Annotated in this window: 18 protein-coding genes and 1 pseudogene; 8 read left to right on the top strand and 11 right to left on the bottom strand. The window is 71.4% G+C overall.

Going from position 1 to position 23684, the window contains the following annotated elements; all coding sequences use genetic code 11:
* Window positions 1-114 precede the first annotated feature (114 nt).
* Window positions 115-2058, top strand: coding sequence for a cytochrome c oxidase assembly protein (locus F8274_RS16465; protein ID WP_225853824.1), 1944 nt, complete (start codon window positions 115-117; stop codon window positions 2056-2058).
* Between the two features lie 554 nt (window positions 2059-2612).
* On the opposite strand, the gene F8274_RS16460 is transcribed toward F8274_RS16465, so the two are convergent.
* Entirely contained in the window at window positions 2613-3317 is a 705-nt protein-coding gene (locus F8274_RS16460) for a YcnI family protein (protein ID WP_151463273.1), read from the bottom strand.
* A 203-nt stretch (window positions 3318-3520) separates the two neighbouring features.
* On the opposite strand from F8274_RS16460, the gene F8274_RS16455 reads away from it, so the two are divergent.
* The 3 genes from F8274_RS16455 to F8274_RS16445 all read left to right on the top strand — a co-directional run bounded on the left by F8274_RS16455 (window position 3521) and on the right by F8274_RS16445 (window position 6885).
* Window positions 3521-4927 carry a PepSY domain-containing protein gene (locus tag F8274_RS16455; RefSeq protein ID WP_151463272.1) on the top strand — a complete coding sequence of 469 codons (1407 nt, stop codon included), beginning with the start codon at window positions 3521-3523 and terminating at the stop codon, window positions 4925-4927.
* Window positions 4928-5753: 826 nt separating this feature from the next.
* Window positions 5754-6146, top strand: a complete 393-nt coding sequence (locus F8274_RS16450; protein WP_151463271.1) for an SCO5389 family protein — start codon at window positions 5754-5756, stop codon at window positions 6144-6146.
* 49 nt (window positions 6147-6195) lie between these two features.
* The gene (locus F8274_RS16445; RefSeq protein WP_151463270.1) at window positions 6196-6885 is read left to right on the top strand and encodes an LLM class flavin-dependent oxidoreductase; all 690 of its coding nucleotides are present in this window, start codon (window positions 6196-6198) and stop codon (window positions 6883-6885) included.
* Window positions 6886-6962: 77 nt separating this feature from the next.
* On the opposite strand, the gene F8274_RS16440 is transcribed toward F8274_RS16445, so the two are convergent.
* A complete protein-coding gene (locus F8274_RS16440; protein WP_151463269.1) occupies window positions 6963-7367 on the bottom strand; it encodes a Fur family transcriptional regulator in 405 nt (134 codons plus the stop codon).
* Window positions 7368-7723: 356 nt separating this feature from the next.
* Between F8274_RS16440 and F8274_RS16435 the strand changes: the two genes are divergently transcribed.
* The 4 genes from F8274_RS16435 (at window position 7724) to F8274_RS16420 (ending at window position 14248) form a co-directional block, all read left to right on the top strand.
* Complete coding sequence (locus F8274_RS16435) at window positions 7724-10996, top strand: S8 family serine peptidase (protein ID WP_151463268.1); 3273 nt, start codon at window positions 7724-7726, stop codon at window positions 10994-10996.
* 212 nt (window positions 10997-11208) lie between these two features.
* Window positions 11209-12153 (top strand): permease, encoded by a 945-nt coding sequence (locus tag F8274_RS16430; protein WP_225853826.1) that lies wholly within the window; start codon window positions 11209-11211, stop codon window positions 12151-12153.
* Window positions 12150-12872 carry a TIGR03943 family protein gene (locus F8274_RS16425; protein ID WP_151463266.1) on the top strand — a complete coding sequence of 241 codons (723 nt, stop codon included), beginning with the start codon at window positions 12150-12152 and terminating at the stop codon, window positions 12870-12872. The genes F8274_RS16430 and F8274_RS16425 overlap by 4 nt, the downstream gene beginning before the upstream one ends.
* A gap of 101 nt (window positions 12873-12973) precedes the next feature.
* Entirely contained in the window at window positions 12974-14248 is a 1275-nt protein-coding gene (locus tag F8274_RS16420) for a YibE/F family protein (protein WP_225853823.1), read from the top strand.
* A 78-nt stretch (window positions 14249-14326) separates the two neighbouring features.
* Here F8274_RS16420 and F8274_RS16415 read toward each other — a convergent pair whose 3' ends face one another.
* The 9 genes and pseudogenes from F8274_RS16415 to F8274_RS16375 all read right to left on the bottom strand — a co-directional run.
* Window positions 14327-14854: a class I SAM-dependent methyltransferase gene (locus tag F8274_RS16415; RefSeq protein ID WP_370518238.1), complete on the bottom strand. Its 528-nt coding sequence runs from the start codon at window positions 14852-14854 to the stop codon at window positions 14327-14329.
* A 285-nt stretch (window positions 14855-15139) separates the two neighbouring features.
* Window positions 15140-15793: a choice-of-anchor M domain-containing protein gene (locus F8274_RS16410; RefSeq protein ID WP_151463265.1), complete on the bottom strand. Its 654-nt coding sequence runs from the start codon at window positions 15791-15793 to the stop codon at window positions 15140-15142.
* On the bottom strand, window positions 15790-16446 hold the full coding sequence (locus F8274_RS16405; protein WP_151463264.1) for a choice-of-anchor M domain-containing protein: 657 nt from the start codon (window positions 16444-16446) through the stop codon (window positions 15790-15792). The genes F8274_RS16410 and F8274_RS16405 overlap by 4 nt, the downstream gene beginning before the upstream one ends.
* A gap of 137 nt (window positions 16447-16583) precedes the next feature.
* On the bottom strand, window positions 16584-17519 hold the full coding sequence (locus tag F8274_RS16400) for an anchored repeat-type ABC transporter permease subunit (protein ID WP_151463263.1): 936 nt from the start codon (window positions 17517-17519) through the stop codon (window positions 16584-16586).
* Window positions 17519-18232: an anchored repeat-type ABC transporter ATP-binding subunit gene (locus F8274_RS16395; RefSeq protein ID WP_370518239.1), complete on the bottom strand. Its 714-nt coding sequence runs from the start codon at window positions 18230-18232 to the stop codon at window positions 17519-17521. The genes F8274_RS16400 and F8274_RS16395 overlap by 1 nt, the downstream gene beginning before the upstream one ends.
* Before the next feature lie 26 nt (window positions 18233-18258).
* Window positions 18259-19188: a choice-of-anchor M domain-containing protein gene (locus F8274_RS16390; protein WP_151463261.1), complete on the bottom strand. Its 930-nt coding sequence runs from the start codon at window positions 19186-19188 to the stop codon at window positions 18259-18261.
* Between the two features lie 41 nt (window positions 19189-19229).
* Complete coding sequence (locus F8274_RS16385; RefSeq protein WP_151463260.1) at window positions 19230-20861, bottom strand: anchored repeat ABC transporter, substrate-binding protein; 1632 nt, start codon at window positions 20859-20861, stop codon at window positions 19230-19232.
* A 36-nt stretch (window positions 20862-20897) separates the two neighbouring features.
* Entirely contained in the window at window positions 20898-22523 is a 1626-nt protein-coding gene (locus tag F8274_RS16380) for a TIGR03773 family transporter-associated surface protein (protein ID WP_192579862.1), read from the bottom strand.
* A 285-nt stretch (window positions 22524-22808) separates the two neighbouring features.
* Window positions 22809-23660, bottom strand: a pseudogene (locus F8274_RS16375) (WxL protein peptidoglycan domain-containing protein); the annotation flags it as partial.
* Window positions 23661-23684 lie beyond the last annotated feature (24 nt).

Raw genomic sequence — 23684 nt, 5'->3', positions numbered from 1 at the left:
ATCACCGCGACGGCGACACACCCCGAAACCGCGACTGGCCGGAGCGTCGGCGCAGCCGTATCCCGCGGTGGCTGGCTGGCGGCCACACTGCCGGTCGCTGCGGTGGTGTCGGCCGTGGCGGTGCTGCTGCTCGCGCTGCGCGTCGGCGGCGCGCTCACCCAGTCGATTCCCGGGCTGCCGGATCCCGGTCCGGTGACGACCTGGGCGCTGCCGGTCGCACGACTGCTGGCCGACGCGACGGCCACCCTCACCGTCGGGCTGCTGGCCACCGCTGCGTTCCTGCTGCCCGGGGACGGCCCGTCCGTGTCCCCGTACGGCTACCTACTGCGCCGGCGAGCCGGGCTGGCCGCGGCGGCGTGGGCGGGCAGCGCGTTGGCGTTGATCGTGCTGACCGTCTCGGACCTGCTCGGCGTCCCGGTGGGCCGGCTGAACGTGCCCACCGTCGTCAGTTACGCCACAAGCATCTCTCAGGGGCAGGCGCTGCTGGTCCAGGCAGGCCTCGCCGCCGCGGCGGCAGCCCTCGCCCGGGCCGGCGTCTCCAGGGACAGCGCGGCCCTCGCCGCCGCGCTCGCGACCGTCGCGGTGGTGCCGCCGGCGTTCACCGGGCACGCCGCCGGGGCGGGCAACCACCAGATCGCGGTCAGCAGTCTCACCCTGCACGTCCTCGGCGCCGCGCTGTGGGTTGGCGGGTTGGCTGCGCTGTTGATGATCCGCCGCGCCACGGTGCTCGCCGACGTCGCCAACCGGTACAGCCGCCTCGCCCTCGGCTGCTTCGCCGCCGTCGCGGTCAGCGGCATGGCCAACGCGGCCGTCCGCCTCGGCACGCCCGCACAGCTGTGGCAGTCCCGGTACGGCTGGCTCATCCTCGGCAAGCTCGCCGCGCTGCTGATCCTCGGGGTGTTCGGCGCGGCGCACCGGCGGCGCACCATCCCGCAGCTGCGGGCCGGCCGGCGCGGGGCGTTCACGCGGCTGGCGGCCGGGGAACTGGTGGTGTTCGCCGCCGCCGTCGGGCTGGCGGTCGCGCTGTCGCGCAGCCCCACCCCCGTTCCCGACCCGGGGACGGATGCGGATCCGCTGACCGCGCTGCTCGGCTTCGGAATGCCCGCCGCTCCCACGCCGGGGAACCTGCTCGGCCAGCCCCTGCCGGACCTGCTGTTCCTCGCTGCCAGCCTGGCAGGGGCCGCCAGCTACCTGGTCGGCGTTGGGCGCTTGCGGAAGGCGGGGCATCACTGGCCGATCGCCCGCACGGCGAGCTGGCTCGCCGGCATCCTGGTCTTCGCCGCCGCCACCGGCCTCGGTTTCGCCCGGTACGCCTATGTGCTGTTCAGCGCTCACATGGCCCAGCACATGGTGCTGGCGATGCTGGTGCCGATCCTGCTGGTCGGCGGTGCTCCCGTCACGCTCGCGCTGCGGGCCCTGCGCCGTCCCACCGACCCGCAGGTCCGCGGCATCCGGCAGTGGCTGCTACGGGGCGTGCACAGCCCGGTGACCAGGCTGCTCACCCACCCGCTGGTCGCGCTCGGCATCTACACCGGCAGTCTGTTCGGCCTGTACTTCAGCGACCTGCTCGGCACGCTGATGCGCTCCCACCTCGGCCACGTGGCCATGCTCGTGCACTTCGTGGCCTCCGGCTATTTGCTGTTCTGGGTGCTCATCGGCATCGACCCTGGCCGGCCCCGGATCCCCCACCCGTTCCTGGTGCTCATTCACCTGGCCGCCATGATGGCGCACGGCTTCTTCGGGCTGGCCCTCATGCAGACCACCACCGTCATCGCCCCCGACTGGTACACCAGCGTCCACCCCGGCTGGGCCTCGTCCCTCCTGGACGACCAGAAACTCGGCGCCGGCATCGCCTGGGCCTTCGGTGAGATCCCCGCAGCAGTCGTCATGATCCTCCTCGTCCGCCAATGGATCCAAGCCGACCAGCGCGAACAGCGCCGCCTCGACCGCGCCGCCGACCGCGCCGAAGCCACCGGCGAGGACGACGACCTGACCCGCTACAACGCTTTCCTCGCCGCAGCGGGCGAGCAGGAAGCACGACGCCGCCCAACTCGGTAACTGCTGACCCCAACGGACCCTGCAGACGACACCGTTGTGCATGCAGGAAGGAACCGCCTCGGTGAACGAGCGCGCCGGCCAGTCCCGTCGACCCCGGCGTGGACCGGAGTGTACGTCCCCGCCGAACACGCCGAGCTGCGCCCCAGCCCGCATACCGGTGCTCGCCACGATCAGTGCGGGCGGAAGCGCTCGGCGGCGCCGCCCGCTACGGCCTCGGTCCGACCTGGCCGCACCCACCGGCCGAAGCCCGCCGCCGCCGCTGACAACAGCGCCAGACCGAACGCGGCCACCGACGCCACCGCCAAGGTCGGCAACTGATGTGCGACAACCCGCCAGCCTGCCGCCGACCGTCCGGGCCATCGTCGCGGCGGCCACCCCACCGGTCGGCGCGCGGCCCGCCCAGGCCCATCCCGACCGGCGACCTGGAGCAGGCAGACAGGCATGTCCCCGAACCGCGATACGGGCCTGCGGCAGCTCTTGCCGGCTGCCCACCGCTGGGGCTTGGCCGCCCGCGCTCCCGGCGCCATGCCGCACCGCGGCGACGGTCGGCGCGTTCAGCGGCCCTGGTTCGCCCGGCGGTACGCGAGCAGACCCGCTACCAGGCCGGAGAGTCCGAGGACGATGCCGGCGATGCCGTACGCGGTCCCGTTTCCGCTGTTCGTGTCGGTTTCCTCGGTGCTGGCCGCCGCGGCGACGGGCTGAGCCGAGGCAGGGTCGTCCGTGCCGGCGGTGAGCTTGAGCACCGGGGCGGGGTGCTCGGGTTCCTGCCCGGCGGCGGGCTCGTCGATCCAGCGCACGATGTCACCGTTGGAGTAGGTCTGCAGGGCCTTGAAGACCACCTGGTCGGTCTTGGGCAGCGGGCCGAGGGAGACGTCGAACTCCTGGAACTGTCCCGGCTTGATGGCCGCGCCCGCCCCGGCGGTCCAAGTGATCTTCGTGACGGCCTCGGTGATCTCCCCGTCGTCGGTCTTGATCGGGGTGGCCAGCTTCGTGGACTCGGTGGTCGCGCTCCACCCGGCCAGGGGCTTGAGCGACACCGAGGCGATCGGGGTGTCGGTGGGAAGGTTGACCTCCACCTTGGTGGTGTCGGCGTTGTCGGTTTCGTTGGGCACCCGGAAGGACACCTTGGTCCAGCCGCCCTGCACCGCGGTGCCCGGGTTGACGGTGACGTGCGCCGACGCCGGGCCCGCCGCGGCGAGGATGAGCATGGCAACACCAACGGTGACGGTGGCGGCTCGGGCCAGCAGAGACCGGTTCATGGAAAGTCGTCCTCAATTCGCGTGATCTTGGGGCTGCCGGATGTTCCGGCACCGCTTCGGTGGTCGTAGCCCGGGGCCAAATAGTTCCCGCGCTCCGCCGAACGGGTGAAATCGCGGGCCGTCGGTCAGGCGGGGGAACCCCACGACCGGTCGGCCCCGACTACTGCTGTCGACGCCTCCACCGGATCAGATGGGACGACAGCATGCCCGATACCGACGAACCCGCGCCGTCGCCCGCCCGCCCCGCCCCCGCGGCCCTCGGGTGGGGCGGGCTGCTGCTGCGCATCCACTTCTACGCCGGGATCCTGGTGGCCCCGTTCCTGGCGGTGGCGGCGTTGACCGGTCTGGCGTACACGATCACTCCGCAGCTCGACCGGGCCCTGTACGGCGGGCAGTTGGTGGTGAACCGGGTAGGCGACGAGCCTCGCGCGCTGGCCGAGCAGATCGCCGCGGCCAGGGCTGCGCACCCGGGCGGCACCCTCGCCACCGTGAGCCCCGGACACGACGAGGCCACCACCCGGGTCGTGTTCGACCTTCCCGAACTCGGCGACAAGCAGCACACCGTCTACGTCGACCCCTACACCGCGCAGGTCAAGGGCACGCTGACCACCTGGTTCGGGTCCACCCCGGCCACCACATGGTTCGACGACCTGCACCGCAACCTGCACCTCGGCGTGGTCGGTCGCTACTACTCCGAGATCGCGGCCGGTTGGCTGTGGGTCCTCGTCCTCGGCGGGCTCATCCTGTGGTGGCGACGCCACCGCACCGGCACCGCACGGCTGCGCCGCCTGGTGGCCCCTGACCTCGCCGCCAAGCGCGGCGTGCGGCGGACCCGCAGCTGGCACGCCGCCATCGGTCTCTGGCTCGCCGTGGGGCTGCTGTTCCTGTCGGCCACCGGACTCACCTGGTCCCGGTATGCCGGCGACACCTTCGGCTCCGCCCTCGACACGCTCGACGCCCACTCACCCGAGCTGTCGACCACCCTGCCCGGAACCGTCACCCCGGTGGCCGACACAGGGCACCACGGCGGCAGCGGCGGCGCAGGCGGCGAGGCCACCCCTGCCGACCCCGCCGACACCGATCGGGTCCTGGCCCTCGCCCGAGGCGCCGGCCTCGACGGACCCGTGGAGATCACCCTGCCCGCCGAGGTTGACACCGCTTGGTGCGTCACCCAGGTCGACAACACCTGGCCCGTCCGCAAGGACGCCGTCGCCGTGGACCCCGCCGCCGGCACGGTCACCGCCCGCAACGACTTCGGCTCCTGGCCGCTGTTGGCGCAGCTCAGCAGCCTCGGCATCCAAGCCCACATGGGCCTGCTCTTCGGGCCGGTCAACCAGATTCTGCTCGCCGCGCTCGCCCTCGGCCTGCTCACCGTCACCATCTGGGGCTACCGCATGTGGTGGCAACGCCGCCCCACCCGCGACGACCGCCGCGCCGTCGTCGGCATCCCACCCGACCGGGGGACGTGGCAGCGCCTGCCCACCTGGGTCATCGTGCTCGGCGTACCCGTGGTCTTCGCCATCGGATGGGCGCTGCCGCTGCTCGGCGTCACCCTCCTGGCGTTCCTCGCGTTCGATCTGACGAGGGCGACCTGGGTGCGTCGAGTATGACGAGAACAACCGCACCCAGCGACTGCCGTCGCGGTCTGCAACCACGCGATCCAGCTGACCGGGCCGTGGTCGACGGCCGCCCGCCCACCAGGATCAACCGGAGTCGCATGGACACTCCTGGGAGTGCACTATCCGCGTCCTCCGGGATTTCGGGGGATTGGCACCTGAGGGACGGACCGACCGCCCATAGCGCAGGTCGAACCCGAAGTGCTCTTGTTTCTTTGAACGGACTTGAACCCGAGACGCCATCCGCCGGTTGCTTGCTGGTGGCGTGACGGCACCGGTGAGGAGGCCGTCACACCACCGCAGGGATCGCCATCACCGGAGGTACCAACGCCGACTGGCAATCCATCCCTCATGATAACGGTTTTGACTACTGTTTGCGCCAGCGGTGCAGGCCTGCCTCGACGGATGCCGTTGCCCGGGACGAGCGCGGCCGACGTGCGCCCTGGGTGAGCGCCGCGTCGGCCGGGTCCGCCTCACCTGAGGTACCCCCTACCTCGCGGACCTTTTTACGATAATGAGTTTCGCTTCACTTGTCATCGACTGTCGGGGTACGAGGCTTGGCCGGGCCGCTTCCGGTCTCTCGAGCGAGCGGCGAGTCAGCGTGGTGGGCCGTCGGTTCCTCCGGTCCGTGGCCGGGGCGGGGATGGATCTTCGTCCTCCGGTCAGGCCACATGGGGCATGTTCCGGCGTCTTCAGGCATGGTCGGCTTGACGTGCGTGGACCGCAGACCGGCGTTGCCTGTTGACGCACCGCCGGCTACGTGGTGTGCTCACCCCGTAACGCTAACGGCAATGATGGTCGTTTCATTTTGAGGAGGATCATGTCTCTCACCGTGCCGCCAGCCCTGCTCGAAGCCGCAGAGGCCGGTCCCGTGGACGAGGACGCCTTCGTCGCCTGCGTCCGCAACTCACTGCCGTATGCCTGGGAGGTGGTCACCCGGGTGGTCGCCGAGCTCGAGTCCTCCGCCGCCGCTTTCGCCGACAATGTCGTGCCTCCGCCCACTGAGGCGGAGCGCGGCCAGTTGCTGCGGGCGCTGGCCAGTGACGCGATTCGCTCAGGCCTCGAGCGCCACTTCGGGGTGAAGCTGGCCTTTCAGAACTGTCACCGGGTGGCCGCGTTCCGGTTGAGCGCCGTCGACTCCGACATGTACCGCCGGTTCGTCTCGACCCGCGGTCAACTGCTCAATCAGTCACCCGAACTGCGTGACTGCTGATCATCACGGTGCCGGGTGGTCCGGCGAGCAGATCCAGGCACACCTGTTCATGCTCGCCGGGCACCGTGCCGGCGGCAGCCACGCCCAGGCCCTGTCGGACGCGCACTGTTACGGCCTGGCTGCGGAGAACGCCGGCTTCGCCGGTGTCTGGATCGCCGAGCACCACTTCATCTCCTACGGGGTGTGCCCCTCGGCAACGACCTTTGCCGCGCACCTGCTCGGGGCGACCCGCCGCATCACCGTCGGAACCGCCGCGTGTGTGCTGTCGGTTCGGCACCCGGTGAGCCTCGCCGAGGAGGCCGTGCTGCTCGATGAGTTGTCCGGTGGTCGATTTCGTCTGGCGATCGCGCGTGGCGGCCCATGGGTCGACGTCGAGGTCTTCGGCACCGGCGAAAATCGTTACACGCACGGCATGGCCGACGCGGTGGAGATCCTGCTGAGGTGGATGTCCGGAGCGGCAACGGTCGCCGGCGGGCTTCCAGGGTTGCTGGCCGGCACCCGAGAGCACGTTCGTCTCGACGGCGGCGAGTCCGGCCCGCCCGACATCGACGCCTACGTTCGTCAGTTGATCGCCGTCCACCCTGTCGGCTCCCCGCAACGGTGCCGGGCGGCCGTGGCGGCGGCCGCCACGCTTCCCGGCGTACGCCATCTGCTGTTCCTGGTCGAGGCGACCGGCGACCGGGCCACCACCCTGCACACCATCGGGCGGCTCAGCAGCGAGGTGCTGCACGGCCCATAGGGGCGGGAGTCCGGTGCAGTTCCACCGTTTCGCGTGGACCGGCGTGCGGCGGGGGTGTTCGAGTCCGAGGACGGTGGTCAGGCGGCGCAGGTGCCGCAGGTGCCAAAAACCTCCAGGGTGTGGCCGACGTCGGTGAAGCCGTGCTGGCTGGCGACCTGGTCGGCCCACCGCTCGACGGCCGGGCCGGCCACCTCGACCGTGCGGCCGCACTCGCGGCATACCAGGTGATGGTGGTGACGGCTCTGGCTGCACCGCCGGTACAGCTGCTCTCCCCCCGGCAACCTGGTGGAGTCGAGCTCGCCGGTGTCGACCAGCATCTGTAGCGTCCGGTAGACGGTGGTCAGGCCGACGCGTGCCTTGCGGTGTACGAGCATCTGGTGCAGCTGCTGGGCGCTGTGGAAGCCCTCGACCTCGCGCAGCAGCGCCAGCACCTCGGCGCGTTGGCGGGTGTTGCGGGTTACACCGGTCGTCGCCTCGGTCACCGTCCGCCGTCTCCGTTCGTCTCCGTGGCCGGCCCTGCTTCGGCCGGCGGCATCTTCGCTCGCGCCCACCGTGGGCCACCTGGCATCCGTACTCATTATGCATTGCGCATATGTTCAATAGTCACGCTGGCTCGGGGGGCGCCGCACTGACGGTACCCAGGCCTCGGGTGCGACCTGGGCAGGAACTCTGCCTGCCTGTCGCGCCTCGGCGGAAACGCCCATGTGACGCCGGCGCGCAGTTTGGTCACGGCCTGGTCACAACGTCTCGCGCGCTTAGTGACAATGGCTTTCGATGGGCGGAGGATCCCCTTCAGTCGCGCCCGTCACCGGGCGCTCGCTCTGGGAGGAATCCGCCCGTGAGACACACAACCCCGTGGGGCAGGCGGAGCTTCGCCGCCCTGCTCGCGTCCACCGTGGCCACCGGTGCGGTCGCGTTGACCGGCGTGAACCCGGCAACGGCCGAACCTGCGGCGACGCCGGCCCCGGCGCCGGAGGCGCCCAAGGAGTCGCCCGCCGAGGCGCTCGGCAGCCACGACGCCGAACTGCTCGCCGACGCACAGTCGCAACGCAAGCCGGCGGTGACCCTGATCATCGCCACCGACAAGGGCAAGGCCGACGAGGTCACCGCCGAGGTCCGCAAGCTCGGCGGCACGGTCACCCACCGGGTCGACCAGGTCGGCTACCTGCTGGCGCAGGTCCCGACGGACAAGGTCGTCAAGACCGCCAAGCTGCCCGGCGTGTCGGCGGTGGACCTGAACGAGTCGATCAAGTTGCCGAACCCGCGGTCGGAGTCCCTGCCGGGCAAGCGGGTCAGCGCGCAGGCGAAGCTGTCCGGCCCCGGCGCGTCCACTCCGGCGAACAACCCCTACATGCCGACTGGGGAGACCGGCGCGGTGGCGTTCAAGCATGCGCATCCGACCTGGGACGGCCGGGGCGTGACGATCGGCATCATGGATTCCGGCGTCGACCTGGACAACCCAGCCCTGCGGACCACCTCCACCGGCGAGCGGAAGATCGTCGACTGGGTCACCGCCACCGACCCGCTGCTGGAGGGGGACCTGACCTGGCGGGCCATGCGCACCGCGGTGACCGGCCCCACCTTCACCGCCGCAGGCCGGCAGTGGACCGCCCCGGCCGGCACCTGGCGGTTCAACATCTTCAACGAGAACATCACCGAGGGCAGCGAGCCCGGTGGCGACGTCAACCGCGACGGTGACACCGCCGACAGCTTCGGCATCCTCTACGACCCGGCCAGCCACGACATCCGCGTCGACTCCGACCAGGACGGTGACTTCACCGACAACCCGGTGATGCGCCCCTACCGGGAGCGCTTCGACCTCGGACACTTCGGCGCCGACAACCCGGCCACCCCGGTACGCGACCAGATGCCGTTCGTCGTCGAATACCGCGAGGACGTCGACCTGAGCCCGGCGGGCCTGCCCGGCCAGACCGCCGACTTCGTCAACATCGGCATCGTCGAGGACGCGCACGGCTCGCACGTCGCCGGCATCACCGCCGCCAGCGACATGCTCGGCAACACCGATTTCGACGGCGCCGCACCCGGCGCCAAGCTGGTCTCCGCCCGCGCCTGCACCTGGGGCGGCGGCTGCACCGCCGCGGCCCTGACCACCGGCATGGTCGACCTGGTGGTCAACCGCAAGGTGGACGTGGTGAACATGTCCATCGGCGGCCTGCCGGCGCTCAACGACGGCAACAACGCCCGCGCCGAGCTCTACGACCGGCTGATCGATGACTACGGCGTGCAGATGTTCATCTCCGCCGGCAACTCGGGCCCCGGCGTCAACACCGTCGGCGACCCGTCGGTGGCCGACAACGTGGTCAGTGTCGCCTCCAGCATCAGCCGGGAGAGCTGGCTGGCCAACTACGGCTCGGTCACCCGCCGGCCGTACCAGCTGCACCCCTTCTCCTCCCGCGGGCCGCGTGAGGACGGCGGGTTCAAGCCCACCATCACCGCCCCGGGATCGGCGATCTCCACCACCCCGCTGTGGCAGGCCGGCTCCCCGGTCGCCGAGGCCGGCTACTCGCTGCCGCCCGGCTACGCCATGTTCCAGGGCACGTCGATGGCCTCCCCGCAGGCCACCGGCGGGGCCGCGCTGCTGCTGTCGGCGGCCAGGGCCACCGGCACCGGCGTCACCCCGGCCGCACTGCGCCGCGCCATCGTCAGCTCCGCGACCTGGATCAAGGGCGAGCCGGCGTACGGGCAGGGCAACGGCCTGCTCGACGTGCCGGGCGCCTGGAAGCTGCTGGCCAAGCCGGCCACCCCGCGCAGCTACACCGCCGACGCGCCGGTGTGCACCCCGATCTCGGACTTCCTGGCCACCCCCGGCCGGGGCACGGGCATCTACAACCGCTGCGCCCCAGGGCAGGGCGGACAGAAGGCCGGCCAGGCGCGCACCTACCAGCTGAAGATCACCCGCACCAGCGGACCGGCCGGCGTGATCCGACACAGCCTGGTGTGGCGTGGCAACGACGGGACCTTCCGCGCCCCGAAGTCGGTGGACCTGCCGCTGAACAGGACGGTGTCGATTCCGGTGACGGCCACCCCGAAGGCCGGCGCGCACGGCGCCATTCTGCGTATCGACGACCCGAAGACCAAGATGATGGACTTCGAGGTGCTCAACACGGTCGTCACCGCCGCGCAGCCGACCAAGCCGGCGTACCGCTTCTCGGCTGCGGGCAGCGTGGACCGCAACTCGACCACCAGCTTCTTCGTCGCTGTGCCGGAGGGGGCGGCGGCGCTGCAGGTGAACCTGTCGGGCATCGCCACCGGCTCGCAGACCCGCTTCATCGCCATCAACCCCTACGGCGTGCCGGTGGAGAGCACCGCCAGCACCGCCTGCTACACCAACTACTCCGACGCGGCGGCCTGCAAGCCGCAGGAGCGGGACTACGCCAACCCGCTGCCCGGGGTATGGGAGATCGAGGTGGAGGCCCGGCGCACCTCGCCGGCATTGAACAACCCGTTCCAGCTGGCCGCACGGGTGCAGGGCGTCACCGTCGAGCCCGCCGTGGTGACCCTGCCCAGCGTGACCGCCGGTGAGTCCACCCCGGTCACCTGGACCGTCACCAACACCTTCGGCCCGGTCGCGATCAGCGGCCGGGGCGGCCCGCTGGGCAGCTCCGCCTCCTCCCGCGAGACGATCGCCGACGGGCAGCGCAAGACCTACACCGTCGAGGTGCCGGCCGGGGCGACCCGGCTGGACGTGGCCATCGGCAACACCAGTGACCTCGGCGCGGACCTGGACCTGACCGTGCTGCGCGACGGCGAGCAGGTCGGCCAGTCCGCCGACGGCGACTCGGAAGAGTCGGTGTCCATCCCGAACCCGGAGCCCGGCACGTACACGGTGCAGGTCGACGGCTACGCCGTCCCGGCGGGCACCACCGCCTTCGACTACCGGGACGTGTTCTACTCCCCGGCCCTGGGCGAGGTGACCGCCCCGGGCACGGTGGTGTCCCTGGCCAACGGGGCCAGCGCCACCATCACCGGCACGGTCACGGTCAACGCCGCTCCGGCTGCCGGCCGGCAGCTGTTCGGTGAGCTGAACCTGGTCACCGACGAAGGCGCGGTCGTCGGCCGCGGCGCGGTGTCCATCGGCACCGTGAACTGACCGATATGCGCGATGCCCGTCCTCGGCTCTTCACGAGGGCGGGCATCGCCGCGTCAATGGCAGCGCGTAACTGTGGGATCACAGTAAGATACGGGCCGTTGAAGTGAGAGGTGATCCGCCTGAACACCACCGATTCGGCCGCACCCACCCTGCCCGAGCCGCAGATTTCCACCGTTCCGGTTGCCGAACCCGAGGCGCCCGACCGCGAGCGGATGGTCGGCTCGACCGAGGTGCTGTGTTTCCTGCTCATCCTCGTCGGCGTGCTCCACCGGCAGATCGCGTCGCTGGTCACTGACCCGCGCCTGCAGACCTGGCTGACGGTGTTCGTGTCGGTGATGGTGCAGGCGGTGCCGTTCCTCGTCTTCGGGGTGGTGCTGTCGGCTGTCATCGCGGTGTTCGTGCCCCGCTCGTTCTGGGCCCGGGCCCTGCCCCGTCACCCCGCGCTCGCGGTTCCGGTCGCCGGCATGGCGGGAGTGGTCCTGCCCGGCTGCGAGTGCGGCTCCGTGCCCATCGCGGGCTCGCTGATCCGCCGCGGCGTCACCCCCGCCGCGGCGCTGGCGTTCCTGCTCGCCGCGCCGGCGATCAACCCGATCGTGCTCACCGCCACCGCGATCGCCTTTCCCCGCAACCCGGAGATGGTCGCCGCCCGCGGCGGCGCCAGCCTCCTGGTCGCCATGCTGGTGGGGTGGCTGTGGCTACGGGTGGGCCGCGCGGACTGGATCCGCCTGCCGCACCGCGCCCACCTCGACGGGCTACCCCGGATGACCGCGTTCTGGACGGCCTGCCGGCACGACGTCATCCACGCCGGCGGTTTCCTCGTCGTCGGCGCCATGGCCGCGGCGACGATCAACGTGGTCGTACCGCAGCAGTTCCTGCACGACCTCGCGGCCCGGCCGGTGGTGTCGGTCCTCGCCCTCGCCGCGCTGGCGGTGCTGCTGTCCATCTGCTCCGAGGCCGACGCGTTCGTCGCCGCCTCGCTGTCCCAGTTCTCCCTGACCGCCCGACTGGCCTTCCTCGTGGTCGGCCCGATGGTCGACCTCAAGCTGGTGTCCATGCAGGCCGGCATCTTCGGTCGGCGGTTCGCCGTCCGGTTCGCCCCGGCCACCTTCGCCCTCGCCGTGCTCGTCGCGGCCACATTCGGGACGGTGATCTGGTGAGTCGCGGTACCCAGGCGGTGGTGCTGGTCTTCCTCGGCGGCGCGGTCCTGCGCGCCAGCCTTACCGATCTGTACCTGCGCTACGTCAAGCAGGGGCTGCGACCCTTCCTCATCGCCGCCGGCCTGCTGCTGGTCATCACCGCGCTGGTGGCCCTCGTGCAGGAACTGCGCCACCTCAACCGACCCGAGGACCCGCCGGACGGCGACGGGCACGGCCACGCCCGTTCGGGTCCCGTGGTCGGGTGGATGCTGCTGCTACCGGCGCTCGCGCTGCTCTTCGTCGTACCGCCGGCGCTCGGCGCCGACACCGCCGCCCGCGCCGGCTCCGCCCTGACCGACGACCGGGACATCGCCTACCCGCCCCTGCCACCCGGCGACCCGGCCGAGTTGACCCTCCTCGACTACGGCTTCCGCGCCGTCTACGACGACGGACGCACGCTGCAGGGCCGGCGCCTCCAGTTGACCGGCTTCCTCGCCCCCGGCCCGGACGGCGAGCCCATGCTCGCCCGCATCATGTTGTCCTGCTGCGCCGCCGACGGCATCCCCGTCAAAATCGGCCTGCGCGGCGACGTACCCCACGAAACGGCGAACACCTGGGTACGCTCCACCGGCCGGTGGATCCCGCACACCGCCAAGGACCCCGTCAACGACGCCGACGTGCCCTACTTCCAGGTGGAGACCTGGGAGAAGATCCCCGCGCCCGCGGAGCCGTACGAGTAGGCACCCGGTTGTTCCGCCCGGCCCGCCTGCGCCATGCTGAATCCTCCTGAGGCTCGCCGTAGCGTCCAGTCGGTGCGTCCCGCCCCGCCGAGGAGTGTCCCGTGTCCCACGCCCACCCGCAGGAAGGTCAGCCGGCGTACCCCGTACGGCGCAGGCTGACCCTGCTGCTCCTGATTCCCGCGGTGCTGCTCACCGCCGTGGGCATGCTGTTGCTCTGGCCGCACTCCCCAGCCCAGGTGGAGGCCACCGACGAGCCGCCCCGGGTCCTCGGACAGGTCCGCGCCGTCGCACCTGAGCCGTGCCCGCCGACAGCGGGCGAGAGCGATGAAGCGCCAGGGCCGACCACCGGGTGCGGCTCGGTCAGGGTCACCCTCACCAGCGGCCGGGAGGCCGGCACCGACGTCAGCACCGACATCCCGTCCGGTCCCGGGGCGCCCCGGCTGCACGTCGGCGACAAGATCACCCTGCTCCTGCTCGACGATCCCACCGGCGGCGGCAAGAGCTACGTGGTCGTCGACTTCCAGCGTTCCCACCAGCTGTGGCTGCTCGGCGCGGCTTTCGCTCTCGCCATCATCGCGTTCGCCCGGTGGCGGGGCGTCACCGCGTTGGCCGGCCTCGCCGTGACCTTCGCCGTCCTGCTGCTGTTCATCATCCCCGCCATCCTCGACGGCCGGTCACCGGTGCTGGTCGCCGTCGTCGGCTCCGCCGCCATCATGCTCACCGTTCTCTACCTGACCCACGGCTTCACCACGACCACCTCGGTGGCGGTCGCCGGCACCCTCGTCAGCCTCACCATCACCGCCCTGCTGTCCGCGGTGGCCACCGCCGGCACCCACCTGTCGGGGATCGCCGACGAAACGGCCAGTTACCTGTCCATCGCCTACCAGAACGTCGACATGCGGGGTCTGCTGCTCGCCGGCATCGTCATCGGCTCCCTCGGCGTGCTCGACGACATCACCGTCACCCAGTCGGCCACCGTCGCCGAACTGGCCGCGGCCAATCCCTCCTACCGCTTCCGCGAGCTCTACCGGGCGGGCACCCGCATCGGTCGGGCCCACATCGCCTCGGTCATCAACACCATCGTGCTGGCCTACGCCGGCGCGTCGCTGCCGCTGATGCTGCTCTTCGCCGCCGGCAACACCCCCTTCGGCGAACTGCTCACCGGCGAACTGGTCGCCCAGGAGCTCGTCCGCAGCGCCGTGGGCACCATCGGCCTGATCACCGCCGTGCCGATCACCACCGCCCTGGCGGCCCTGCTCGCCAGCCGGGCGAGGAGCATTGCGGCCGACGCCGCGCCCCGGCCGCCGGAACCACGGTCGACGCCGCCGCGTGAGGACGCCTGGGTCGCCTTCGCCGAACGAGACCACCGGTGGTGACCGACCAGTCGAGCCGGCCTGGGGCGTTCCCCGGGCACACCAGATTCGTCGATGCCGTCGGGGATGAGGCGGGACCGCTCACGCAGGCCGGGGGAGGTACGGGCCGGTAGCGGTCTCGGCGATGGTGATGCGGGCGGTGGTGGTCAGCACGATGCCGCCGTCGGAGGTCTGCGCCTGCCTGAGGGCCGCTGCGGCGTCCGCCGTCGCGGCGGGCAGACGTTCTTGGGGGATGTGCCGCAGCAGTGCCCGCCCTCCGTGCGACCAGATCCGCGGTGAAGGCCAGGTCCTGGGCGCCCAGGGTGCTGATCCCGAGTCGGCCTTCGGCCGGAGCAGCCGCGCGTAGGCGGAGAGGGCGCCCGGCGGGTCCGGGAGGAGGACGACGACAAGTCCCGCGAGGACCACGTCGAACGACGCCGCCGGCAGCTCCGGCGCCTGGGCGTCCCCGAGGCGTACGCTCACGTGGCGCATGTCGGCCTTCGCCACGTCCTGCCGCGTCAGCTCGACCATGCCGGGTGCGAGATCGGTTCCGAGGACCTGGCCGGTGGGTCGGGTGGCCCGGGCCGCCGGGAACAGGACCGCTCCCCGGCCGCAGCCGACGTCGAGCACCCGGCCGCCGGGCGGATGCTAGCGCGGCGGACGAGCTCGGCGCCGAAGGGGCGGAAGGACGTGACTCGGGTGCGGTCGTAGGTCGATGCGGCCTGGTCGAAGACCTCGACCACGGCCGAGTCGGCCCTGTTGCTCGCCATACCGATTATCCCTGCTGGTCGAGGCGCCTGCGGGAATGTGCCCGGCCGGCGCGGCGCCCGAGGGGGTGAGGGCTCCGCGCCGGCCGGATCATTGGCGGGCGACGCCCGCGGGGCGTTCGTCGCCCCTGGCAACGTCAACGTGCTGTCAGGGCAGGACTTCGAAGGTGAAGGTCTTGGCGCCGGAGGTGACGGTGGCGCCGTTGGCGGCGAGTTTGCCGGTGACCTCGAAGGTGACGGCGTAGGTGCCGGCGGCGTCGAAGCCCCAGTTGGCGTGGGCGTGGGTGTTGCGGTTGACGTTCAGGCTGTCGGGCAGTCCGTTGCCGCTGTCGAACAGCACAGTCGGGACGCCGCCGGAGACGGTGTAGATGCTGAAGCCCGCCGGTCCGGAGACGCTGGTGAGCTTGAACGTGACCCGGTTGTTCTGGAAGACGCCGATGGGCACCTCGGTGGTGTTCCAGCCGGCCCAGAGCAGCCCGGCGGTGTTGGCCTGCGGCAGCACCCAGGCTTGGCCTCCGGTGCCGAGGAACGACCAGGCCGAGCCGCTCGGCACGGTGATCTTGGCGGTGTTCGGCACCCGGAAGAGGACGTCGGAGGGGTTGCGTTCGATGTCGGTGGTGCCGGTGCCGTCGAGAACGTTGACGGTGAGCGCGCCGGCGGCGTAGTCGACGTCGATGACGTCGACGTGTCCGCTGGTGAGCACCACCGGCGCCGCGGCGACGGGCGTGGTGGTGCCGGCGAGCAGCGCGGCGGACAGGAGAAGACCCGCGAGGACACGGTTGCGGATACGCATCGCGGTCATGCCTTCACGGTGAAGCGCAGCGTGGCGGGGGCGGAGGTGACCTGCTGGCCGGTGGCGGCCAGGGTGCCGGTGGCGCGGAAGGTCACGCAGTAGGTGCCGGCCTTGTCGAACGCCCAGTTGGCGTGCGTGTGGTCGCCGGCGGTCAGGGTGAGGGCGTCGGGGAGCCCGTCCCCGCTGTCGGCCAGGATGCTCGGCTGGCCCACGGCGTTCTCGGTGTAGATGGCGAGCTGGCCCGGACCGGCGACCGATCGGACGGAGAGCGTCAGCGAGTCGTTGGTGAAGACGCCGGCCTGGATCTCCTCGGCGGCGATGCCCGGCCAGATCAGATCGGTGTTCTGGATTTCCGGCAGGATCCAGACCTTGGACACGCCCGGCGTGCCGAGGAACGCGAAGGCAGGATCGGCGGGGACGGTGACCCTGGCCTGGCGCCTGACGACCAGGTTGACCTCGTCGGCGCCGTACTCGACGTCGTTGTCCTCGTCGTGGACGCCGATCTCGAGCGCCCCGGCCTCGTAGGCCACGTCGACGACGTCGAGGTGGCCGGCGTTGAGCACCACGGTGGACGTGGTTGCGGCCTGTGCGGGCAGGGCCGTGGCGACCAGCGCCACGCCCAGGACACCCGATGCCAGTAGATGGCGGACGGTACTACGCACGAAGAGTCTCCTCTCCCTCGGTGATCCCCAATGGACCACCGCTTGATGAAAATGATAGTCGTTTTAGTTGGTGAGGGCTAGGGATGCCGCGCCCGGGATGGCGGAATGCGCAACCCAGGCGCGGCGTCGTCATCCGCCTACCCGACAGTGGGTGATGGACCTACCCGAGCAGGGTTGGACCGTTGCTCGGGCTGCGGGTCGTCGGTCGGTTCCTGGCCGCCCGGGCGTCGCCATCGCCTCACCAACAGGCCGTGCCGGGGGGCGAGCAGCCAGGCGGTGAGGAAGACGGCGGTGGCAACCAGGACGATGGTGCCGCCGACCGGCGTGTCGTAGCTCCAGGACAGGTACAGCCCGACTACCGCCGACGCGCCGCCGATCACGGGGGCGAGCAGCATCATCACGCCGAGTCGGTCGGTGAGCAGGCGGGCCGCCGCGGCGGGCGTGATCAGCAGAGCAAGGACGAGGATGTTGCCGATGGTCTGCAGGGAGATCACCACGGCCAGGGTCACCAGGACGTAGAGGGCGATGTCCAGCCAGAAGACCGGCAGCCCCATGGAACGGGACATCTCGCGGTCCAGGCAGACCGCGACGAACTCCTTGTGCAGCGCCAGCACCAGGCCGAGGATGAGCAGGCCCGCACCCGCCACGAGGTACAGGTCCCGGTCGGGGATGCCGGTGATCGAGCCGAACAGGAACTGTTGCAGCGAGCCGGCGTAGCCGGGCGCCTGTGAGATGATCACGATGCCGAGGGCGAACGTGGCGACCAGGAAGACGCCGATCAGCGAGTCCTCCTTGACGCGCCGGTTCTGCGAGAAGATCGCGATCAGCAGCGCGGTGGCGACACCGGCCACGGCGCCGCCCAGCACCAGGCTGCCCTGCAGGACGAAGGCGACCGCGATGCCCGGGAAGACCGCGTGTGCCACGGCGTCGCCGATGAAGGCCATGCCCCGCAGGACGACGTAGCAGCCGACGACGCCGCAGACGATGCTGGACATGACCGCGATCGCCAGCGCCTTGGGCAGGAACGCGAGGTCAGGGTTGAGCAGGTCGGTGAGAAAATCCGTGATCGACATCAGGCCGCCCTCACGAGCTTCAGCAACGGGGAGGTCGCGCTCACCCCGAAGGTCTCGGTCCACAGCTCGGCGTCCTGCAGGTCCGACGGGCGCCCGTCGGCGATGATCCGGCGGTTGAGCAGGACCAGCCGGGTGCAGGAGTCCACCGCCGCGACGAGGTCGTGGGTGGTCATCAGCACGGCACGGCCCTCCCGCGCGAGGCTGGTGAACAACTCGCCCAGTAGCTCCTGGGTGGGCATGTCCAGTCCGGTGAACGGCTCGTCGAGCAGCAGGATGCTCGGCCCGAGCGCGAGGGCACGAGCGACCAGGACGCGTTGGCGTTGCCCACCGGACAGCTCTCCCACCGGCCGGCGGCGCAGCCCGGTGAGCTGCACCCGGTCCAGCGCGTCACCGACCGCCCGCCAGTCGTCCACGCCGGGACGGCGGAGCATGCCCATGCGGCCGGTACGCCCGCTCATCACGACGTGTTCGACAGAGATCGGGAAGTCCCAGTTGAACTCGTGGCGCTGGGGGACGTAGCCGATCCCCGACCGGCCGGGACGCGCCGGCTTGCCCTCCACCAGCACCCGGCCGCCGCGGATGCGGATCAGCGCGAGAACGGCCCGCAGCAGGGTGGTCTTCCCGGCGCCGTTGGGCCCGAGCAGCCCCACCAGTTCACCCCGATCCAGGTGGAGCCGCACATCTCGTAGCACCGGCCGGCCGCCGAGATCCACGTCCAGCTGTTCGATCTCCAGCGCTCTCACGGTCGCCCCTCCGACTGCGTGTCGCGTTCCCGTTCGGCGCGCCGTCGGGCGGCGCGACCACGCAACAGCAGGAGGACCAGGCCGACGGCGAGCAGAACGGCCGCGCCGGTCAGTGCCATGAGGAGCAGGGTCGGGGAGTTGCCGGCCGGCTCGCCGGCCTCGGCCCGGTCCCCGCCGGGCGATGCCTGGTCGACCGGCACCGGGATGTCCGCCTTGGCGGCGAATGCCTCGTCGGTGCTGGTGCCGTCTCCCACCGCGAAGCGCAGCGTGCCGGTGGCCGAGGCCTTGCCTCCGGTGATCAGATCGGCCCACATCTGCACCGCGACCAGGTAGATGCCGGGCTCGCTGAAGACCCAGTTGGCGTGGGTGTGCGTGTTGACCTCGGCCCAGAACGGCTGGGCCTTGGAGTCGACGGATCGCCACAGCGGCTTGGGTGGGGCGAAGTTGCCCGACTGGAGGTATGTCGTGAGGGTTCCCGGACCGCGTACGCCGAGCAGGGTCAGCGTGACACCCCGGTCGACGGTCTGCATCACGCGGGGATCCTGGGTGTTCCAGCCGAGCCAGACCACCTCCTGGTTCTGCGTCTGCGGCACCACGTACACCCGCTTGCCGGCGTCGACGCCGAGGAAGGCGTACGCCGGATCGTCCGGGACGGTCTGCAGCGCGGCGTCGGACACGCGAAGCAGGGTCTCGTCGGGCTTCCGCCACACCGGTCGCGCCTGCGTGCCGTCATGGATCAGCACGGACCACCGGTTGTCGACGTAGCGGGGGCCGATGTCGACATGCCCGGCGGTGAGGGTCGCCCGGCCGTTGACCAGGGGCTGGTCCGGCGCGATCGACTGGCTCAGACCGGGCGTCGGCTCTTCGGCCCGCGCGGGAGTCGGCGCCGTGGCGAGCACGACCACCGTCGCGAGGGCACATCGCATGATCGCCGTGGTCGCGCCGCGACGGCGCGCCGGTCCTGCCGTCACTGGTTCCTCCCCTGCTTCGTCGTGGTCAGGCAGTCGCGCAGCGATTCGGCGTTGAACCGCATCATGTCCGGGTAGGTGGTGACGTCGCGGTCGAAGGTGTCGCCGTAGATCTGGCACACCCGTAGCCCTTCTTCCCGGGCCACCTCGGTCAGCGTGCTGCTACGGGCGGCCAGGTTCGGTTCCAGGAACACGGCGGGAATCTCCAGGTTGCGGATTGTCTGAGTGAGTCGGCGGCGGTCGGCCAGGCTGGGCTCGGCGGCGGGGTTCGGAGTGACGAAGCCGGAGATCTGGACCCCGTACGCCTGACCCAGGTAACCGAACGCGTCATGGGTGGTGACCAGGTGACGTCGCGACGGTGGGATCTGGGCGATGGTGTCCCGCACATACGCGTCGAGCTTCTCCAGCTCACCGATGTAGGCCGAGGCGTTGGTGCGGTAGACCGCCGCGCCCTGCGGGTCGGCGTCGATCAGGGTGTCCCGGATCAGCTCCACATAGGAGATCGCATTGCGGACGTTCTGCCACAGGTGCGGGTCGATCTCACCGTGCACATGCTTGCCGAGAACCGCCTGCGGCAGCTGGTAGATCTTGGCGCCGGGTCGGCCGAGGAAGCGGAATCTCCGGTCCCCGGGCACCTCCCGCAGTGCCTTGTTCGGCACCTCGATCACGGTGCCCGCCGGGTCGTACACCCGCTGGTTCGCCTCCCCGCTGCCCTCCGGGTCGGCGAACAGGTAGAGCCGCCGCTGGTCGAGGTCGACGCTCAGATCGGCGTGCCCGGAGTTGAGCACCGTCGCGCCGGCCATGCCCGGCACCGAGTGCGGGTCGACTCCGACGGCGAAGGTGAACTCCTGCTCGCCCAAGGGGACCGGCGCCGTCTCCGGGTCGACGGCCAGCTGCGCCCGCATGGTCAGCCGGTAGACGCCCGGCTCGGTGAACGCCCAGCTCATGTGGGTGTGCGCATCCGGGGGCAGGGTGGCAGTGTCGTCTCGGAAGCCGTTGGCGGGATCGAAGCCGTCGGCGGAGTCGACGTAGAACGACGGGTTGCCGAACGACTCGGTCAGGTAGGCGACGATCCGTCCCGGCCCGCTCGCGGCGGTGGCGCTGAGCAGCACGTCGGAGGACCGGTTCGCCCCCTGCGCCGCGCCGGTGCCGCGCACCCGCATGCCCAGCCAGATGGTGTCCAGCGACACGTCCTCCACGAGCGGGATGATCTCCGCCGCGTACTTCACCGCCCCCTCGGCCAGCGAGATGTTCGGTACGCCGTCGCGCAGGTTCGCATCCAGCGCCTTGATGACGGCCTGCTCCTCCAGCAGCAGGTAGTTGCTGAACGCGACGTCGGCGTAGACGACATCACGGATGTCCCGCAGCGACGGCTCGTAGCTGTGCGGATCGGCCCCGTCCGGCACCAGCGAACTCGCCGCGACCCGGTCGCCGCCGACGTGACTCACCAGGTCCCGCAGGATCCCGGTCGTGGTGACGACCTGGAGCCGCTCGTCGTGCGCGCTCAACGCCACCTCGGACCGGCAGCCGGCGATCAGCACCGCGATCACCAGAGGCAGCACCATCAGCCGCAGGCGCGGGCCGGTCCGGGTGGTGGACGGGTGAGGAAGGCCGATGTGGGGATCAGGCATCCTTATGGGCCCTCCCTCGACGTCGCTGGGCCATCGTCATCGCTCGTTCCCGATTGCCGCGTCGGCGAGGCCGGTGCGGCGGCGACGGGTCAGCAGCACCAGCAGGACCCCCACGGCCACGAGGGTGAGACCGGCCGCGCCGGCCGGCAGCAACCACCCCGCACCGGTGCGCGGCAGCAGCCCGCCACCGGCCTGCTGTCCACCACCGTCGCCGTTCCCGCCCCCGTCAGCGTCATCGCTGCCCGAGCCACTCCCGCCCGGCCCGAAGCCGCTGTTCGGGTCGGTGCTGTCACCGACGGCGATGGTGAGCGTCTTCGTGTCGGTGACCGCCTTGCCGGCGGTGGTGGTGCCGCTCATCTGCACCGCGAGGCGGTACAGACCGGGTTTGCCGAACGCCCAGTTGCCGTGCGTGTGGGTGTTGAGCGGGATGTCCAGCTTCTGCGGGAACGGCTTGGCGGAGTCGAACAGTACGTCGGCCTTGCCGAACGATCCGGTCAGGAACAGGGCGAACCGGCCGGGCCCGTTGACTCCCTTCAGCGTCCAGGTGACGGTGCCCTTGACACCCGACACCACGGACTCGTGCTGGGTGTTCCAGCCGGGCCAGACGAGACCCGCCTGCTGGGTCTGTGGCAGCAGCCACACGGTGTCGCCCTGCTTGCCGAGGAAGTCGGCTCCGGCGGGCACAGTAATCCTCGCCTTGTCCTTCACCTGGAGGACCACGTCGGCGAGTTCCCGCCACACCGCAGGGCTGGACCGGTCGTCCTTGATCCGGATCGTCCACGTGTCGCCGGACAGCTGCGGGCCCATGTCGACGTGCCCGTCGGCGATCACCTGGCGGGAACCGGCCGCCGGGGCGGCGGCGGCCTTCGCGGCGGGCGCTGCGGCCTTGGCGGCGGCGGGTGGTGCGGCCGCGGCCACCGGCTTCGGCTCGGCGGCGGGCGCGGCAAACGGCTGTGCCGCCGGCTGTCCGGCGGGCCGCGCCGCCTGCTTCGGCGGTGCGGCCGGCGGGGCCTGCTCGGCCGGCCTGATCACGGGCACCGCAACCCGGTACGTCGCCTCGGTGCTCACGGTGCGGCCGGAGCGCAGGACGGCCGAGCCGGTCAGGGTGAGCCGGTAGTCACCGGCCGCGTCGAAGGCCCAGACCACGCCGCCGGTACGCGTACCCACCGGCAGCTGTGCCGACCGCTTGGCGCCGGGACGGCTGCCGAACAGCGGGGTCGCCGTGCCGAGGCCGGACAGGGTGTAGGCGGTGAAGGTTCCCGGCCCTTCGACCGAGCGCAGGGCGAGGGTCACGGTGTCGCCCTTGGTGACGCCAGGACGTACCCCCGTGGTGTCCAGGGCCGGGAACCCGGTGTCGCCGGCGGACAGTGACCACACGGCGTGTCCCGGCGACCCGAGGAAGGCGAACGATTTCCCGAGTGGCACCCGGCCGGCCAGGCCACCCGCGGGGCCGAGCACCACCTCAGCCGGGTCCTGCCCGGCGCTGCCACGCTCCACCCGCGCGGCGTCACGGAAGCGCAGCGACATCGAGTCGCCGTCGACGGCGACGGAGACGAGGTCGGCGCCGGCCGCGGTGACCGTGGCCGCCTCGGCGGCCGCCGGCGCCCCCGCGGTGGTCAGCGCCAGTGCGGCTACGGCAAGACCGGCGGCAGCGGCGCGCATGCTTGTCATCCTCATCGATTGCTCCCCAGGCGACGCATACTCATTCCCCGTCCTTCCCCGTGTGGTCGATAGCTGGCTGTCGGTTGGTGTGGCCCGGCCCGGGAAGCTCGGCTTCCGGCGTCGGGTGGTCCGGTGGCGTCCCGCTGTTGCTGTCGGCTCGGTGCTCCGGGTCACCGACTGTCGGAACCGCGGTTGTGTGCCCGTCTGCCTTTCCGCTGCCCGAGATGGCCTGGGCGCGGCCCTCCTCCCGGGCGGCCGCCACCGCCCGCGCGATCTGCCGCGTCCGACGGCGGCGTTCGCGGTCAGCCGGACCAGTGGGGGGACACCCGTCATGCGGACGGTGGTGGTGAGTTGGCCACCGGGCAGGATCTCCGGCAGGGCTGCCGCGTCGACGGACCGCTGACCGAGGCCGAACGGGCCGGCCGCGTCGAGGGTGGGCTGCCCGGTGAGCCGCATGTTGCCGGTGTTGCGGACGGTGAAGGTGGCGGTGAGCGTGCCACCGGCAAGGGGGTTGAGAGAGCCGGTGTGGCGCACCCGGAGGTTCTCGACGGCCAGTGCCGGTTGCAGCTCACCGGTCACCCGCAGGTAGATCCGCGCGCCGACCCGGTGATCGACGGCGACCTGTTTGCCCTGCGCGTCGGCCGCGGTGGCGGCGAGCGAGGCGACGATCCCTCCGCCGTGGTCCCCGGGCGTGGCGTTGCGCGGCACGGTGAGCGTGAACGGCACGTCCAGGCGGGACCTCGCCGGGATGGTCAGGGTGCGGCGGGTCAGGCGGACCCAGGCGCCGACATCGGTGGGCTGTTGGCCGCCGGCGAGCAGATCGAAGCCACCGTGCGCGGTGGTGAACGCGTCGCTGGCGTAGAGGGAGAGGGTGAGCGGGCGCGCCGAGTGGTTGGTGACCGCGACGTAGTCGGTCAGGGTGGCACCGGGGTCGAGCTTGTAGGTGAACGCCGGCCGGCCGTTCGGGCCTTTCGGGCTGGACGGGGCCACTCCCCAGGTCATGGCGGACGGAGGTGTCGGTGCGGGGGAGGCCGTAGCGGATGCCCCGGGGGTTGTCGCGGTGGTGGCGGTGACGGGTGGTGTCGGGGCCACGCCGAGCACGGCGATGCCGGTGGCAATGGCGGCGAGCAGGCGCATGGCGGAGCGGGGTCCCATTCCTGA

It is taken from the genome of Micromonospora sp. AMSO31t (assembly GCF_008868175.1).
GTDB lineage: Bacteria > Actinomycetota > Actinomycetes > Mycobacteriales > Micromonosporaceae > Micromonospora.
The sequence above is the reverse complement of the archived record's forward strand: the minus strand, read 5'-3'. Positions and strand labels throughout refer to the sequence as shown.